The following is a 14,468-nucleotide window of genomic DNA, read 5'->3' as shown; positions in this document are numbered from 1 at the left end:
CATGCATTTACTGAGAACCCAGCCCGGCGGTTTCGTACCCGACGACAGCATTGCCGATCTGGGCCAGACCCCGGCCGAGCTGGTAATTCTCTGTAGCGGAGACTCCAGCCTGGCGCTGCTGGCCGAAGCTGCCCGCCAGCTTCCTGACGACTACCCGAGCCTGCGTCTGGCCAACCCGATGCAGGTACAGAATCACGCCTCTGTCGACTTGTATGTCGATGAGGTGCTGCGTCACGCAAAGGTCATTCTGATTTCCCTGCACGGCGGCATCGGTTACTGGCGTTACGGCGTCGAGCGGCTGATGGAGCTCGCGGCACGCGGGGTTCAGGTCATTCTGGTGCCCGGTGATGATCGTCCCGATCCTGAGCTGAGCGATCTGAGCACGGTGCCTGCCGCAGAACGCGACCGGCTCTGGCAGTTTCTGCGTCAGGGCGGCTTGCAGAATGCGCTGGAAATGTATCGTTGCATGGCCAGTCGTTGGCTGGACCGGGACTATTCCTGGACCGAGCCCCAACCGTTGCCACGTACAGCCATTTACCACCCTCGACTGGCAAGCGCGCAGCTCACCGATTGGCAAGCCGACTGGGTTGCGGGGCAGCCCGTTGCGGCGCTGCTGTTCTATCGCTCGCACTTGCAGGCCGCCAATACCGGTTTTATCGACGAGTTCTGTGTGCGCTTACAGGCTATGGGCATCAACCCGCTGCCCATAGCCGTGGCCAGCCTCAAGGAGCCGGGCTGTTTCACTCAGGTAGAGGACTGGCTGGACGAGGCTGAAACCGAACTGATCCTCAACACCACCGGCTTTGCCCAGTCGAGCCCGGAAGCGCCGCATCTGCGCCCGTTTCGGCGCAACGTGCCGGTCATTCAGGCGATCTGCGCGCAGGACAACGAACCTGCATGGCAGGCCAGCGAACAGGGCCTTGGTGCGCGCGATCTGGCGATGCACATTGCCTTGCCGGAGCTGGACGGGCGAATCATCAGTCGGCCAGTCAGTTTCAAGGATCTGGCCTGGCGCAGCGAGCGCAGCCAGTCGGACGTGGTGTGTTACCGCGCCCAGCCGGACAGGATGGATTTTGTCGCGCAACTGGCGCGGCGCTGGATCGAACTGGCGCGGCTGCCCAACGCCGATAAGCGTGTGGCGTTGATCCTGGCCAACTATCCGACCCGCGACGGGCGGATCGGCAACGGTGTAGGGCTCGACACGCCTGCTGCGGCGCTGAACATCCTGCGCGCCATGCAGGCCGAGGGTTATCCGCTGGCACAATTGCCGGACAGCGGCACCGAGCTTATCCAGCAACTGCTGGGTGGTGTGACCAATGATCTGGACAGCATTGATCTGCGGCCCTGCCAGCAAAGCATGGCACTGGAGGAATACCTGGCGGCGTTCAACGAGCTGCCGCAGGAGAACCGTGATGCCGTGAATGCCCGCTGGGGCGCGCCGGACAGCGATCCGATGTTTCGCAGTGGCAGGATGATGATTGCCGGTCTGCGCTTTGGCCTGACCTTCGTTGGCATTCAGCCTGCGCGTGGCTATCAGGTCGACCCCAGCGCGGTGTACCACGACCCGGATCTGGTTCCGCCCCACGGTTATCTGGCGTTTTACTTCTGGCTGCGCAAGACGTACGGAGCGCATGCGGTGGTGCATGTCGGCAAACACGGCAACCTTGAGTGGCTACCGGGCAAGGGCGTCGGCCTTTCCCGAACCTGCTGGCCGGACGCCGTACTGGGTGCCATGCCGAACATCTATCCATTCATCGTCAATGATCCGGGCGAGGGCGCACAGGCCAAGCGGCGTACCCAGGCGGTGATCATCGATCACTTGATGCCGCCCCTGACCCGCGCGGAAACCTATGGTCCGCTGCGCAATCTGGAACTGCTCGCCGACGAGTTCTATGAGGCGCAACTGCTTGATCCGCGCCGCGCGCGCGAGTTGCAACGGGACATTCTCGAACTGGTCCGTGAAACCCATATAGATCGCGAGCTGGCCCTGGGCGAAAACCTCGACAGCGACGCCGATGCGGCGCTCTGGCTGCCGCGTCTGGACACTTACCTGTGTGACCTGAAAGAGTCGCAGATTCGCGATGGCCTGCACATCTTCGGTCAGTCACCACAAGACCGTCTGCGTACCGACACCTTGCTGGCCCTGCTGCGCATCCCGCGCGGCGACGGGCGCGGCGCGCAGTCGAGTCTGTTACGGGCGCTGAGTAAAGCGTTCGGTCTGGATTTCGACCCGCTGGATTGCGAACTGGCCGAACCCTGGACCGGCGCGCGTCCCGCTGCGTTGTTAGCGGTCAGCAGTGACCCGTGGCGCACTGCCGGTGATGCGCGTGAACGGCTTGAGCTTTACGCCGCTGCGCTCATCGAACGCGTGACTCAGGACGAAGCGCTGCACGACTTGCCGGTTGACGATGATCTGGCACTGATTCTCGACAGCCTGCGTGAAGTGGTCGCGCCGCGTCTGGACGCTTGTGGCCCCGGCGAAATGCAGGGCATGCTCGATGCACTGAGCGGCCGCTTCGTTCCGGCAGGCCCCAGCGGTGCGCCGAGTCGGGGGCGTCTGGATGTGCTGCCCACCGGTCGCAACTTCTTTACTGTGGATGTCCGCAATCTGCCGACTACCACGGCTTGGCGTATCGGTTTCCAGTCCGCCAGCCTGTTGCTGGAAAGGCACCTTCAGGACCATGGCGACCATCTGCGTCAGTTGGGGTTGTCGGTCTGGGGCACGGCGACCATGCGCACCGGTGGTGACGATATCGCTCAGGCGATGGCGCTGATGGGTGTGCGTCCGGTCTGGGCGACGGGCAGCCAGCGGGTCGATGATTTCGAGATTCTGCCGGTCAGCCTGCTGGACCGCCCGCGGGTAGACGTGACATTGCGGGTGTCGGGCTTTTTCCGTGATGCCTTCGCCAACCTTATCAAGCTGTTCGACGCTGCGGTGCAGGCAGTTGCCGCGCTGGACGAGCCGGACGACCTGAACCCGCTGGCGGCCCGGGTGCGAGAAGAACGACAAGGTTTTATCGCAGAAGGGTTGAGCGAAGACGAAGCGGCACGTCAGGCGGGCTGGCGGATATTCGGGGCCAAGCCCGGTGCCTATGGTGCTGGCGTGCAGGGCGCAATCGACGGCCGTCTGTGGCAGAGCCGTGAGGACCTTGCCGAGGTTTACCTGAACTGGGGCGGCTACGCCTATGGCGCTGCCGATGAAGGCACGCCTGCGCGTCAGCGCTTTGCCCAGCGTCTGTCTCAGGTACAGGCCGTGCTGCAGAATCAGGACAATCGCGAACACGACCTGCTTGATTCAAACGATTATTACCAGTTTCAAGGCGGCATGCTCGCGGCTTCGGAAACCCTCAGCGGGCAGAGGACCGCCAGTTACCATGGCGATCACAGCCAGCCGGACCTGCCGAAAATCCGCACTTTGAAGGAAGAGCTGAACCGAGTGATACGCTCGCGCGCGGCGAATCCGAAATGGATCGACGGGGCCAGACGTCATGGGTACAAAGGTGCATTCGAGATGGCCGCGACCGTGGATTTCCTGTTTGCCTTCGACGCGACGACCGAACTGATCGATGATCACCAGTACGCGCTGCTGGCCGACGCCTATCTACTTGACCCGGCCACTCGCGACTTCCTCGCCGAGCACAATCCCGATGCCTTGCGCGACATGACCGAGCGCATGCTCGAAGCCCAGCAGCGTGGGCTCTGGCAGGAGCCGGGCGAGTATCAGCAGGCGCTGGAAGACCTGCTCCTGGACATAGAAGAGAACTGATGACCTTGCCTGACCCGAACATCACCGAAACTCCACATTTCCCGCTGGCTGCCGTGGTCGGCGCCGATGACCTGAAGCTGGCATTGTGCCTGACCGCCATCGACCCGCGTATCGGCGGCGTATTGATCGAAGGGCCTCGGGGCATGGCCAAATCGACGCTGGCGCGGGGGCTGGCCGATGTGCTGGCCAGTGGTCAGTTCGTCACCTTGCCGCTAGGCGCTACCGAAGAGCGTCTGGTCGGCACGCTGGATCTGGACGCCGCGTTGAGCGAAGGCCGGGCGCGCTTCTCTCCGGGCGTGTTGGCCAAGGCCGACGGTGGCGTGCTGTATGTCGATGAGGTCAATCTGCTCGCCGACCATCTGGTCGACCCGTTGCTGGACGTTGCGGCCAGCGGCGTCAATATGGTCGAGCGCGATGGTATTTCCCATCGCCATGCAGCGCGCTTCGTACTGATCGGCACCATGAACCCGGAAGAAGGCGAATTGCGCCCGCAGTTGCTGGATCGCTTTGGCCTGAATGTCGCGTTGAGTGGCCAGACCCTGCCTGCCGAGCGCAGTCAGATCATCCGTCGCCGTCTGGATTTCGACAGCGATCCAGTAATGTTTTGCCAGCAATGGCAAGCTCAGCAGGACGCCTTGAAGCATCGTTGTGAGCAGGCGCGTCAACTGCTTGCCGGTATCGAGCTGGATGACCAGTCATTGGCAATGATCACCGAGCGCTGCTTCGCTGCGGGTGTCGACGGTATGCGCGCCGATCTGGTCTGGCTGCGCGCCGCGCGCGCCCATGCGGCGTGGCGTGGTGCTGGTCGGATCGAAGAACAGGACATCGAAGCGGTCGCCGAGTTTGCCTTGCGTCATCGGCGGCGCGAGCCGGTTCCGCCGCCACAAAACCCGGAAGCGCCGCCGCCCGAATCGTCCGGCAGGCAGGCCGACCCTGAAAGCGGGCAGGGCAGCTGGGGCGAATTGCCCGGCCAAGCCGTCACTACCGGCGCACGCCGCGAAGTGCCGAGCTGGCCAAAAAAGCCTTAGGCATCCGCCCTCGCATCGCACAGGGGGCGGATGCCGTTCCCCGTCCTGGTCGACTGGCCGCTGGCAGACAAGGGGCTATGCGTGCCGGTGCTGATGGCTCGGTGCAATGGTTGCCCACCCTGTTGCGCGGTCAGCCGAAAAGCCGCAAGGATCTGATTCGCCAGCCGCGCAGCAGCCGTCCCAGTGAGTTATTGCTGGTGATTGTCGATGCTTCAGCTTCTACGCGACGCCATCAGGCGTTGAGCCAGGCCAAGGGGCTGTTGTCGCAATTGTTCGACGATGCGTATCGACGCCGCGCGCGTCTTGCCTTGCTGACCGCCAGCGGTAATACGCCACGCTGGCAACATCAGGGCCTGAAAGCGTCGTCGGCATTAAGTCCATGGCTGGATGCACTGGGTGCGGGCGGCGGCACGCCACTGTCAGCGGCTCTCCAGCAAGCCAGTGAATGGCTGGCACAGCGGCAAAAACGATATCCGGCCGAGCAGCAGCGGGTTCTCGTGCTGACCGATGGCAGGATCAAGCAGTTACCCGTCCTGCCTGCATTCAATTGCGCGAGTGTGTTGATCGATATCGAGAAAGGCCCGATCCGCCTGGGGAGAGCGCGGGAACTGGCGTCCAGCCTGGGGGCTGATTATCAGCACATCGATGAGCTGAAACCGGTTTGAGCTATCAGGTCTGGCAGCTCTGCAACTGCGTGCCAATGCGCTGAAGCATTGGCAAGGCAGTCAGTTGCAGCGCACGAGCAACGCTCAATCCTGCATCAGGCTGGCATGGTCCAAGGCTCAAGGTCATAGCCTTCGTTGCTGATTTCAGCGCGGGCCTGTTCCAGAGCGCTGGCCAGTTGCCGCTTGTCTGAATAGGTGCTGCTCGGGATCTGCTTGCGACCGATACGGTTGCTGGTGCGGTCGATCACCGTCAGGCTCAGTTCGCCGTTACCGTCCTGTGGTGCCCAGGCAACACACTGGAAGGGTTCAAAAGCGTGTCCAGCGATCAGAAGTGCATCGTTGAAGCGCAGCGGGGCGTTCATGGTTTTTTCCTCAAGTGCCCATCTCAATTCAGTCACGGCGGCGGGCTGACCGTCCGGCTGGTTACTTGTGTTGATGAACGACAAGGGGGCATGAGTCACACCCTTCAAAGAAAAATATGCGAATTTTTTTCAACGCTCGCCCGCGTGACCTTGCAAATAAACATCCTTAAGCAGCTAAGGCGTTAGCGACAGAGGGTTATGAGTGTTAGACCCAAACGGTACAACGCTGCGTCAAAAATTTGCTAGGGTGATAGTTGGGCTCGCCAACATACTGTTTATGAAAAGCTTTTAAAAATCCCACTCCACGTCGGGCGCCAAGGAAACTTCATGCATGGATCGGCCCCAACGCGACGTCTGTTGATCATCGACGGCGGTGAAGACTGTCATCTTCTGATTCCTGCTTTGAGTGATGTCGGATGGACGGTGCAGGAAAGCACCTCAGGTTCTACCTTCAATCCCGATCATGACGTGGGCCTGATTCGCCTGACGCCCGGTCATTTCGAACAACTGCCCAGGCTTCAGGAGCTTGTCGCCCACAGCAAAATGCGCTGGGTTGCAGTGCTGTCAGCCAACGATCTACAACGCGAAAAAATCGGCGATTTCGTTTGCCAGTGGTTTTTCGATTTTCACACCCTTCCTTTCGATGCCGCGCGGTTGCATGGCACGCTGGACAGAGCATTAGCGGCAGGTCGTCCCGAAGTGCAAGGTGGGCTGACGCTTTCCGACGCCGAGCCCGAGCTGCTCGGCGACAGTCGGCCCATTCGTGAGCTGCGCAAGCTGCTGAGCAGGCTGGCACCTATCGATTCACCGGTATTGATTCGTGGCGAACGTGGTACGGGCAAAGAGCTGATCGCACGCAGCCTGCATGTACAGTCTCAGCGACGCGGCAAGCCCTTTGTTGCCGTGGATTGCGGTGCGTTCACCGGGCACTCGATCCAGACCGAGCTGTTTGGCCATGAAAACGCTGCGTTTGACGGTGCTCAGGCGCACAGGATCGGGCTGCTTGAAGCTGCTGACGGCGGCACGCTGTTGCTTGACGAGGTTGGTGATCTGCCGCTGGAAACCCAGGCGTCGCTGTTGCGCTTTCTGGAGGACGGGCAAATCGAGCGCCTGGGCGGCGGTGAGTCGATTGCAGTGGATGTGCGGGTGCTGGCCGCGACACGTGAGGATCTTGAAACGGCTGTGCGGAAAAAGCGCTTTCGTGAAGACCTGTATTACCAGCTCAATGTGCTGCAGGTCGGGGTGGCGCCGTTGCGCGAGCGTCATGGCGATCTGGCGTTGCTGGCCAACCATTTCGCCCATTTGTACAGTCAGGACAGCGGCAGGCGAGCACGCAGTTTCAGTCAGGATGCGCTGGTGGCGTTGGGCAAGCACGACTGGCCGGGCAATGTGCGAGAGCTGGCCGGTCGGGTACGGCGCGGGCTGGTGCTGGCCGAAGGCAGGCAGATAGAAGCGGCAAACCTGGGCTTGCTGGGCGAAGAAGACAGTGCTGGCAGCATGGGCACGCTGGAGGAATATAAATCGCGTGCAGAGCGTCAGGCATTGTGCGACGTATTGACCCGCCATAGTGACAATCTGAGTGTGGCGGCCAGAGTCCTGGGCATATCGCGACCGACCTTCTATCGGCTGTTACACAAGCATCAGATCCGCTAAGCCCCCAGCAGTTGCGAGACAGCCGCCATCGCCTGTTCGCGGCGCTGCGGCCAGTCCCCGCCCAGCACTTTATAGGCCTGCCGATGGTGGTCCAGCCATTCCCGGCTGCTGTCGAAGAAGGCCTGGCGTTCGCATAACTGCGGCTGGCAGCGTTGCCCGTCGCTGATCCAGTCCACGCCCTCGGGCGACAGCAGCAGGTGCAGGTCGTAGGAGCGGCTCAGCAGTTGCTGTTCGATCCACGCCGGGCAGTCGCCGAACAGGGTGTGGCTCCAGAGCACATTGCTCAGCAAGTGTGTGTCGAGTATCAACAAGTGTGACTCGCTGGCGCGACCGGCATCCTCCCAGTCCAGCTGGCCGCGAGCAATGGCCGGTATATCGGCGTAGTCGGTATCGCGCCCCTGTTGATCGATGAAATGACGTACGTACTCGCCGACCAGTACGCCGCCGAACCGATTCTGTATTTCGGCCGACAGCCAGCTCTTGCCGCTGGACTCGGGGCCGGTCAGGACCAGGACTTTCATCGCGCCAGCGCCAGATCGTTACGCCACTCGCGCCAGCCTTGCACGGCCAGCAGGGTAAACAGCGCATAGAGTGCAGCGGTCAGGTACAGCTCTTTGTAGATGAACAGGCCGACAAAAATCACATCCAGCACAATCCACAGCGGCCAGCACTGAACGCGCTTGTGTGCCATCCACACTTGTGCCACCAGACTGAAACCCGTCAGTGCCGCGTCCAGCCAGGGCTGTGCGGCGTCGGTGAAATGCGCCATGCCAGCGCCCAGCGCAAGGCTGATGACTGCGCCGACAGCCAGCCCTTTAAGCAGCGAATGGCTCGGCAAAACAGTGACAGCCTTGACCGGCAGGCCCTCGCCATGGCGAGTCCACTGCAGCCAGCCGTAGATTTGCAAGCCTGCATAAATGACCTGCAGCAGCATGTCCGAATACAGCTTCACGTCGAAGAATATCCAGATGTAAATCACCACCATCACCAGCCCGATTGGCCAGCACCAGGGATTCTGCTTCACTGTCAGCCAGACCGCGATAACGCCGATGGCGGCAGCGAAGAGTTCAAGCCCGGACATGGCGGCTCCTTGGTGAGGGTTGTGAGGGTCGGGGGCGGCGATTGTATGCGCTTCTGCGCGCGGCGTGGAGCTTGTGTTGCGTCAGGCTGCACGTCGGCAGGCTTTGTGCCTGGAGGTCTGCTAGCATTCGGCGCCTTGCATTTGCGAGACTTTCTTCAAGCTTCGTTCAGGCATGCGACGGCATAGTGGCAAGCATTTTTTATACGACAACATTAAACAGCGAGCCTGCGGCATCGCTTCATGGGGGAATGATGGATCTTTGGACCGCTGCTCAGGCGTTAATATTGGGTGTTGTAGAAGGTTTGACGGAGTTCTTGCCGATCTCCAGTACCGGGCATCAGATCATCGTCGCCGATTTGATCGATTTTGGCGGCGAGCGCGCCATGGCCTTCAATATCATCATCCAGCTGGGTGCGATTCTGGCGGTGGTCTGGGAGTTTCGGCGCAAGATTCTCGACGTTGTCACAGGCTTGCCGAAGCAACAGCAAGCGCAGCGTTTCACCCTGAACCTGCTGATCGCCTTCATGCCTGCCGTGGTACTGGGTGTGGTCTTTGCCGACATGATCCACCATTACCTGTTCAATGCCATCACCGTGGCAACGGCACTGGTCGTGGGCGGTGTGATCATGCTCTGGGCCGAGCGCCGCGAGCACACCGTGCGTACCGAAACCGTCGATGACATGACCTGGAGCGATGCGTTGAAAGTCGGGCTGGTGCAGTGCCTGGCGATGATCCCTGGCACATCGCGCTCTGGCTCGACCATTATTGGCGGGCTGCTGTTCGGTCTGTCACGCAAGGCAGCGACCGAATTCTCGTTCTTCCTGGCTATGCCGACCATGGTCGGTGCAGCCGTGTACTCGGGCTACAAATACCGGGACATGTTTCGCCCGGACGACTTCGCGGTGTTTGCCATCGGTTTCATTACCTCGTTCATCTTCGCGATGATTGCCGTTCGCGCGCTGCTCAAGTTCATCGCTACTCATAGCTATGCAGTGTTCGCCTGGTATCGCATCGCCTTCGGCCTGTTGATTCTGGCGACCTGGCAGTTTGGCTGGATCGACTGGGCATCGGCCAAGGCATGACACGCAGCCGCGAAACGCAGCGGCCAACTGGCCGGGGCAGGGCTCCGGTCCGGCAGTTGCGCCTGAAGGTGTTGGCGTTCCTGCTGCTGTGTGCGCTACCGGTTTACGGCTCGGCGTCGCTGGGGTTCAGGCAGGTCACGTTGATCCCGGCGCTCGCCTTGATGGTCATGAGCCTGCTGGCGTTTGTGCTCTATCGGCATGACAAGCGACAGGCCGGAAACGGCGGTCAGCGCACGCCGGAGAATGTCCTGCATGCCACCGAACTGCTCGGTGGCTGGCCCGGAGCATTGCTGGCGCAGCAGGTGTTTCGGCACAAGACCCGCAAGGTGCCTTTTCAGGTCGTGTTCTGGCTGATCGTGCTGGCGCATCAGGCGCTGTGGCTTGACTGGCTGTTTCTGGGCAAGCGGCTTTTGCAGCTGTCGCCTTTATAGTTTCAAGCCGATCTGCTGTCGTTTCGGCAGTCTGTCGACCACCAGTTGGTGGGAGCGAGTCAGCAGATCACGCACTTCATCGTCACTCAGTGTGTGCAGGTCTGCCACGCTGATCCAGTGCGCGCGCGCCAGGTAAGGCGCAGGCCGTATGCCGGGCCGATCCACGTAACCCAGAAACAATTCCGGATGGACCTTGAACGAAAGGTCCTGGCCGACCAGGTCCATGACCGCAAACATCTTTTTTTCGGCAACGGAAAACACGCGCACACCGCCCCATTTGTAATCCTCTCGGGCACCCGGCAAGTCCAGGCAGAATCGGGCGATGTCTTCTTTGTTACGGGTCTTGTTCACGGAATGCTCCTTCAGTGTGGCGTCGAGCGGTAAGCTGTTCGATAGCCGCACGGATATTCGATCAGCGGATTGTATGCTGCTGCGACACTGATTAGTGTGCAGGTTTGTCCTTCTCCGGAGTCTCGAATGTCTGCCGTGCAACTCGCCGATGGTGAACTGAACTACCTGCTCGAAGGCCCGGCCGGTGCGCCGGTGCTGGTGTTGTCCAACTCGCTGGGCACTGATCTGCATATGTGGGACAACCAGATTCCCGCGCTCATTGGTCATTTTCAGGTGTTGCGCTACGACACGCGCGGGCATGGCAAATCGCTGGTCAGCGAGGGCAGTTACAGCATCGAGCAGAATGGTCGCGACGTATTGGCGTTGCTGGATGCGCTGCACATAGGCACGGCTTTTTTCTGTGGCTTGTCCATGGGCGGCCTGATCGGTCAGTGGCTCGCCATCAATGCGCCGCAGCGCCTGCGCAAGGTTGTGCTGTGCAACACGGCAGCCAGAATCGGCAACCCCGATATCTGGAACCCACGCATTGAAACCGTTCTGCGTGACGGGCAGTCAGCGATGGTTGCGTTGCGTGATGCTTCTGTCGCGCGCTGGTTTACGCCTTCATTTGCGAACGCCGAGCCTGCTGTGGTCGACACAGTTGTCGGTATGCTGGCCCGTACGTCACCGCAGGGTTACGCCGCTAACTGCGCTGCCGTGCGTGATGCGGATTTCCGTGAGCACATTGCCTCCATTCAGTTGCCGGTATTGGTCGTCTGCGGCACTGAAGATGCGGTAACCACCCCGGCGGACGGGCGATTCATGGTCGAGCGCATTAAAGGTTCGCAGATGATCGAATTGCACGCGGCTCATCTGTCCAGTGTCGAGGCCGGGGAGGGATTCACGGTGCCAGTACTGGCATTTCTGACGGCCGAGTGAGCTGGCGTGATCTGAAACCCGGTATTGAGAGGCTTGCCATGGCGCTGCATACTCGCGGCTCTGAAAGCGAGGTGGCCGGGTGTTTGATCTCAATGATCTGTTTTATTTCGTCCAGGTGGTCGAATGCCTCGGCTTTGCGCCCGCAAGCCGCAAGCTGGGGATTCCCAAATCCAAGCTCAGCCGTCGTATTGCCGGGCTGGAAGAACGCCTGGGTGTACGACTGATTCACCGCTCGACGCGCACGTTCGCCGTGACCGAGAGCGGGCGCGATTACTATGCTCACTGCGTGGCAATGCTGGTCGAAGCCGAGGCTGCCGAAGAGGCTATTCTGCGTTCCAAATCCGAGCCGCAGGGCAGGGTGGCGATCAGCTGTCCTCCGGCACTGGCGGCGATGGGCTTCAACGAGACCATTGCCCGGTTCGCGGCCGATCATCCGAAAGTTCAGGTGCAGGTCGAAAGTACCAACCGCCGCGTCGACCCGCTGACGGAGAACATCGATATCGCGTTGCGTGTGCGCTTCCCGCCGCTGGAAGACGACGGGCTGGTGGTCAAGCTGCTCGGGCACAGCGCTCAACGTCTGGTCGCACGCCCTGATCTGGCTGCCAGGCTGTCCGCAACACCTACACTCGAGGCGCTATCGACACTGCCCAGTCTCGACACGCCGTCTTCAAACCATGAGCATCGCTGGCTGCTGGAAACGACTCCCGGCAACTATGCTGAAATTCGCCACACGCCGAGGCTGATCAGCTCGGATCTGGACATGATGCTGCAGGCCGCCCTGCAGGGCGTTGGGGTGGCGCAACTGCCTGAACTGATTGTCCGCGAAGCCTTGCAGGACGGACGTCTGGTCGAGCTGTTCAGTCAGCATCGGCCAAAGTGCGGCATCGTGCATGCCGTGTTTGCTTCGCGCCGTGGGCTGCTTCCAGCGGTCAGAGGGCTGCTGGATGTGTTTGAGACATCCTTTAAAGAGCTGAGCCTCAGCCCCGACTCGCTTTATTGTTCTCTTCATAGAACGAACAGTCGCATTCAAGACCACTAATCATCTATTGCAATCAAGGATAGGATGCTCGCCACTTCATCGCTAAGTGGCGATTTTCTTTAAGGAGCTACGTTATGAATTTATTGCACCTCGATTCCAGCATCCTCGGCGATCATTCCGCTTCGCGTCAGTTGACTCATGAGGTCGTTCAGGCCTATCAGCGCGCGCATGCGGACAGCCAGGTAACCTACCGCGACCTCGCCAGCGAAGCCCTCGGGCATTTCTCTGCTGCGAGTCTTGCCGCAGCGGGCACCCCTGTAGAAGCCCGCGATGCGGCCCAGCAACAGGAAGTCGACATTAACGAAGCCACCTTGCAGCAGTTTCTTGCCGCCGACGTGCTGGTGATCGGTGCGCCGATGTACAACTTCACTATCCCGTCCCAGCTGAAAGCCTGGTTTGACCGGATCATGGTTGCCGGCCGCACTTTCCGTTATTCCGAAGCCGGCCCTGAAGGCCTGTGTGGCGGCAAGAAGGTTATTATCGTTTCCACTTCCGGTGGCCTGCACGTCGGGCAGCCAACCGGCGCTGGCCACGAAGAACTGCTCAAGGCGCTGTTCGCCTTCATCGGTATCACCGACCTGCAATTTGTGCGTGCGCACGGCCTTGCCTACGGTGAAGAACCGCGTGCCAACGCCATGACAGCCGCGCAGCAACATATCGAGAGCGAGCTGTTCGCCGCCTGATCGGCAACGGCCTGAACAAAACTCCACAACCCGCGCAAGCAATGTGCGCCGGGTTGTGGAGTTTTTTTGTGCGCCGCATAAATGCACGTGGTTTTGAGCGTACTCAACCTTGACAGCTTCCTTACAGGTAAGCGGGCTCTTCAAGGACTAAACTGAATCTTCGCGGCACTGTGTTTGCGGTTTTGTGGTGCTTTTCACGATTGCTGAAAAGAGCGGGCGGTTTATGGCCCGGCTTGTGCACTATTTCTGTTTTACACACTCTCATCTGGGTGAGAGCGGCGCGCTGGAGCACGATGCTCGACACAAGCGCTGAATGGACTATCCGGGCGAGCCTCCGGATTTGCAAAGGTTGGGCCTTTCGATGGTACGTCTTTGTGCAGTGATGCTGGTTTGCTTGCTCGACAGCCTGATTGCGGTTCACGCTCAGGCTGATGACGCCTGGAGCGCGGGCTATCACGAGCTGAGTTTCCCCGACCCGCTGGATTCACAGCCGGTGCAGGCCATCGCTTTTTACCCGTCGACCGTCAGCGAGCAGTGGAGTACCCTGCACGGCTATCGCGTCGAGGCTGGCGAAGATGCGCCAATTGCAATGGGCCGGTTCCCGTTGCTGCTGCTGTCCCATGGCAATACTGGTACACCGCTGGCGTTGCATGATCTGGCCACATCGCTGGCGCGCCAGGGGTTTGTGGTGGTTGCCGTGGTCCATCCTGGCGACAATGATCGTGATCACAGTCGGCTGGGCAGCCTGAGTAACCTGTATGGTCGTCCGCTGCAGATTTCCGAAGCGATCAGCACGGCCTTGCTCGACCCCATGCTGGCCCCTTATCTCAATGCTCGTCAGGTGGGCGTGATCGGCTATTCGGCCGGTGGCGAAACTGCGCTTATTCTTGCGGGCGCGCAGCCTGATCTACAGCGCCTGCGCCAGTACTGCCTCGAACGCCCCACAGACCGTGACGCCTGCAAGACTCAAGGGGAGTTGGTCGCCGATCGCGATGACTTGCATGCCCAGGCTGACCCCAGGGTCGGTGCGCTGATGTTGATGGCCCCGTTGAGCCTGATGTTTGGCCGTCACACGCTGGGCGACGTGCATGTACCGGTGCTGATGTATGCCGGGGATGACGACCAGTTGCTGGCTATCGACCGCAACGCCGAAGCGCTGGCGCGCAAACTGCCGCAGGCACCGGACTATAAATTGTTGGCGGGGGCAGGGCACTTTGTCTTTATGGCACCGTGCAGTGACGAACAGCGCTCGAGCGCACCTTTACTGTGCAACGACTCTGACGGAGTAGACCGCGAAGACATTCACCGCAACCTGAGCGCAGAAGCTGTGCGCTTCTTCAGCGCGGCGCTCAATTCTGCCGACCCTGATCATTCAGGTATGCAGACAGCGCATCACGAATAAGCGCCTT

14 protein-coding genes are annotated in these 14,468 nt (G+C 60.6%); 10 read left to right on the top strand and 4 right to left on the bottom strand.

Translation table 11 applies throughout. The features are described 5' to 3' along the window. The first annotated feature begins 1 nt into the window (after position 1). From cobN to RGM3321_RS17755, 3 genes are all read left to right on the top strand, one after another. Entirely contained in the window at positions 2 to 3,766 is a 3,765-nt protein-coding gene (cobN, locus tag RGM3321_RS17765) for a cobaltochelatase subunit CobN (protein WP_244394150.1), read from the top strand. Next, a complete protein-coding gene (locus tag RGM3321_RS17760; protein ID WP_244394149.1) occupies positions 3,766 to 4,794 on the top strand; it encodes an AAA family ATPase in 1,029 nt (342 codons plus the stop codon). The genes cobN and RGM3321_RS17760 overlap by 1 nt, the downstream gene beginning before the upstream one ends. A 77-nt stretch (positions 4,795 to 4,871) precedes the next feature. Beyond that, a complete protein-coding gene (locus tag RGM3321_RS17755; protein ID WP_058402262.1) occupies positions 4,872 to 5,459 on the top strand; it encodes a VWA domain-containing protein in 588 nt (195 codons plus the stop codon). Positions 5,460 to 5,554: 95 nt separating this feature from the next. Here RGM3321_RS17755 and RGM3321_RS17750 read toward each other — a convergent pair whose 3' ends face one another. Beyond that, a complete protein-coding gene (locus RGM3321_RS17750; RefSeq protein ID WP_003315350.1) occupies positions 5,555 to 5,821 on the bottom strand; it encodes a hypothetical protein in 267 nt (88 codons plus the stop codon). A 327-nt stretch (positions 5,822 to 6,148) separates the two neighbouring features. Between RGM3321_RS17750 and RGM3321_RS17745 the strand changes: the two genes are divergently transcribed. Next, on the top strand, positions 6,149 to 7,474 hold the full coding sequence (locus tag RGM3321_RS17745; RefSeq protein ID WP_244394148.1) for a sigma-54 dependent transcriptional regulator: 1,326 nt from the start codon (positions 6,149 to 6,151) through the stop codon (positions 7,472 to 7,474). Here RGM3321_RS17745 and RGM3321_RS17740 read toward each other — a convergent pair. Beyond that, complete coding sequence (locus RGM3321_RS17740) at positions 7,471 to 7,995, bottom strand: AAA family ATPase (RefSeq protein WP_244394147.1); 525 nt, start codon at positions 7,993 to 7,995, stop codon at positions 7,471 to 7,473. The genes RGM3321_RS17745 and RGM3321_RS17740 overlap by 4 nt on opposite strands. Next, positions 7,992 to 8,555, bottom strand: a complete 564-nt coding sequence (gene pnuC / locus RGM3321_RS17735; protein ID WP_244394146.1) for a nicotinamide riboside transporter PnuC — start codon at positions 8,553 to 8,555, stop codon at positions 7,992 to 7,994. Before pnuC ends, RGM3321_RS17740 begins: the two co-directional genes overlap by 4 nt. A 251-nt stretch (positions 8,556 to 8,806) precedes the next feature. On the opposite strand from pnuC, the gene RGM3321_RS17730 reads away from it, so the two are divergent. Both RGM3321_RS17730 and RGM3321_RS17725 read left to right on the top strand, forming a co-directional pair. Further along, the gene (locus tag RGM3321_RS17730; RefSeq protein ID WP_244394145.1) at positions 8,807 to 9,637 is read left to right on the top strand and encodes an undecaprenyl-diphosphate phosphatase; all 831 of its coding nucleotides are present in this window, start codon (positions 8,807 to 8,809) and stop codon (positions 9,635 to 9,637) included. Next, positions 9,634 to 10,068, top strand: coding sequence for a DUF1294 domain-containing protein (locus tag RGM3321_RS17725; RefSeq protein ID WP_244394144.1), 435 nt, complete (start codon positions 9,634 to 9,636; stop codon positions 10,066 to 10,068). The genes RGM3321_RS17730 and RGM3321_RS17725 overlap by 4 nt, the downstream gene beginning before the upstream one ends. Here the strand turns inward: RGM3321_RS17725 and RGM3321_RS17720 are convergent. Further along, a complete protein-coding gene (locus RGM3321_RS17720; protein WP_244394143.1) occupies positions 10,063 to 10,419 on the bottom strand; it encodes an MmcQ/YjbR family DNA-binding protein in 357 nt (118 codons plus the stop codon). The two genes, RGM3321_RS17725 and RGM3321_RS17720, sit on opposite strands and share 6 nt — an antisense overlap. Before the next feature lie 126 nt (positions 10,420 to 10,545). On the opposite strand from RGM3321_RS17720, the gene pcaD reads away from it, so the two are divergent. The 4 genes from pcaD to RGM3321_RS17700 all read left to right on the top strand — a co-directional run bounded on the left by pcaD (position 10,546) and on the right by RGM3321_RS17700 (position 14,461). Continuing rightward, complete coding sequence (gene pcaD, locus RGM3321_RS17715) at positions 10,546 to 11,337, top strand: 3-oxoadipate enol-lactonase (RefSeq protein ID WP_244394142.1); 792 nt, start codon at positions 10,546 to 10,548, stop codon at positions 11,335 to 11,337. Positions 11,338 to 11,416: 79 nt separating this feature from the next. Continuing rightward, positions 11,417 to 12,376 carry a LysR substrate-binding domain-containing protein gene (locus RGM3321_RS17710; protein WP_058408159.1) on the top strand — a complete coding sequence of 320 codons (960 nt, stop codon included), beginning with the start codon at positions 11,417 to 11,419 and terminating at the stop codon, positions 12,374 to 12,376. A gap of 74 nt (positions 12,377 to 12,450) precedes the next feature. Beyond that, a complete protein-coding gene (locus RGM3321_RS17705) occupies positions 12,451 to 13,059 on the top strand; it encodes an FMN-dependent NADH-azoreductase (RefSeq protein ID WP_244394141.1) in 609 nt (202 codons plus the stop codon). 361 nt (positions 13,060 to 13,420) lie between these two features. Continuing rightward, positions 13,421 to 14,461 carry a dienelactone hydrolase gene (locus RGM3321_RS17700; protein WP_244394140.1) on the top strand — a complete coding sequence of 347 codons (1,041 nt, stop codon included), beginning with the start codon at positions 13,421 to 13,423 and terminating at the stop codon, positions 14,459 to 14,461. Positions 14,462 to 14,468: the final 7 nt, after the last annotated feature.

The organism is Pseudomonas sp. RGM 3321, assembly GCF_022836805.1.
Classification (GTDB): domain Bacteria; phylum Pseudomonadota; class Gammaproteobacteria; order Pseudomonadales; family Pseudomonadaceae; genus Aquipseudomonas.
Note: the sequence above shows the minus strand (reverse complement) of the source record. Positions and strands in the feature narration are given on the sequence as shown.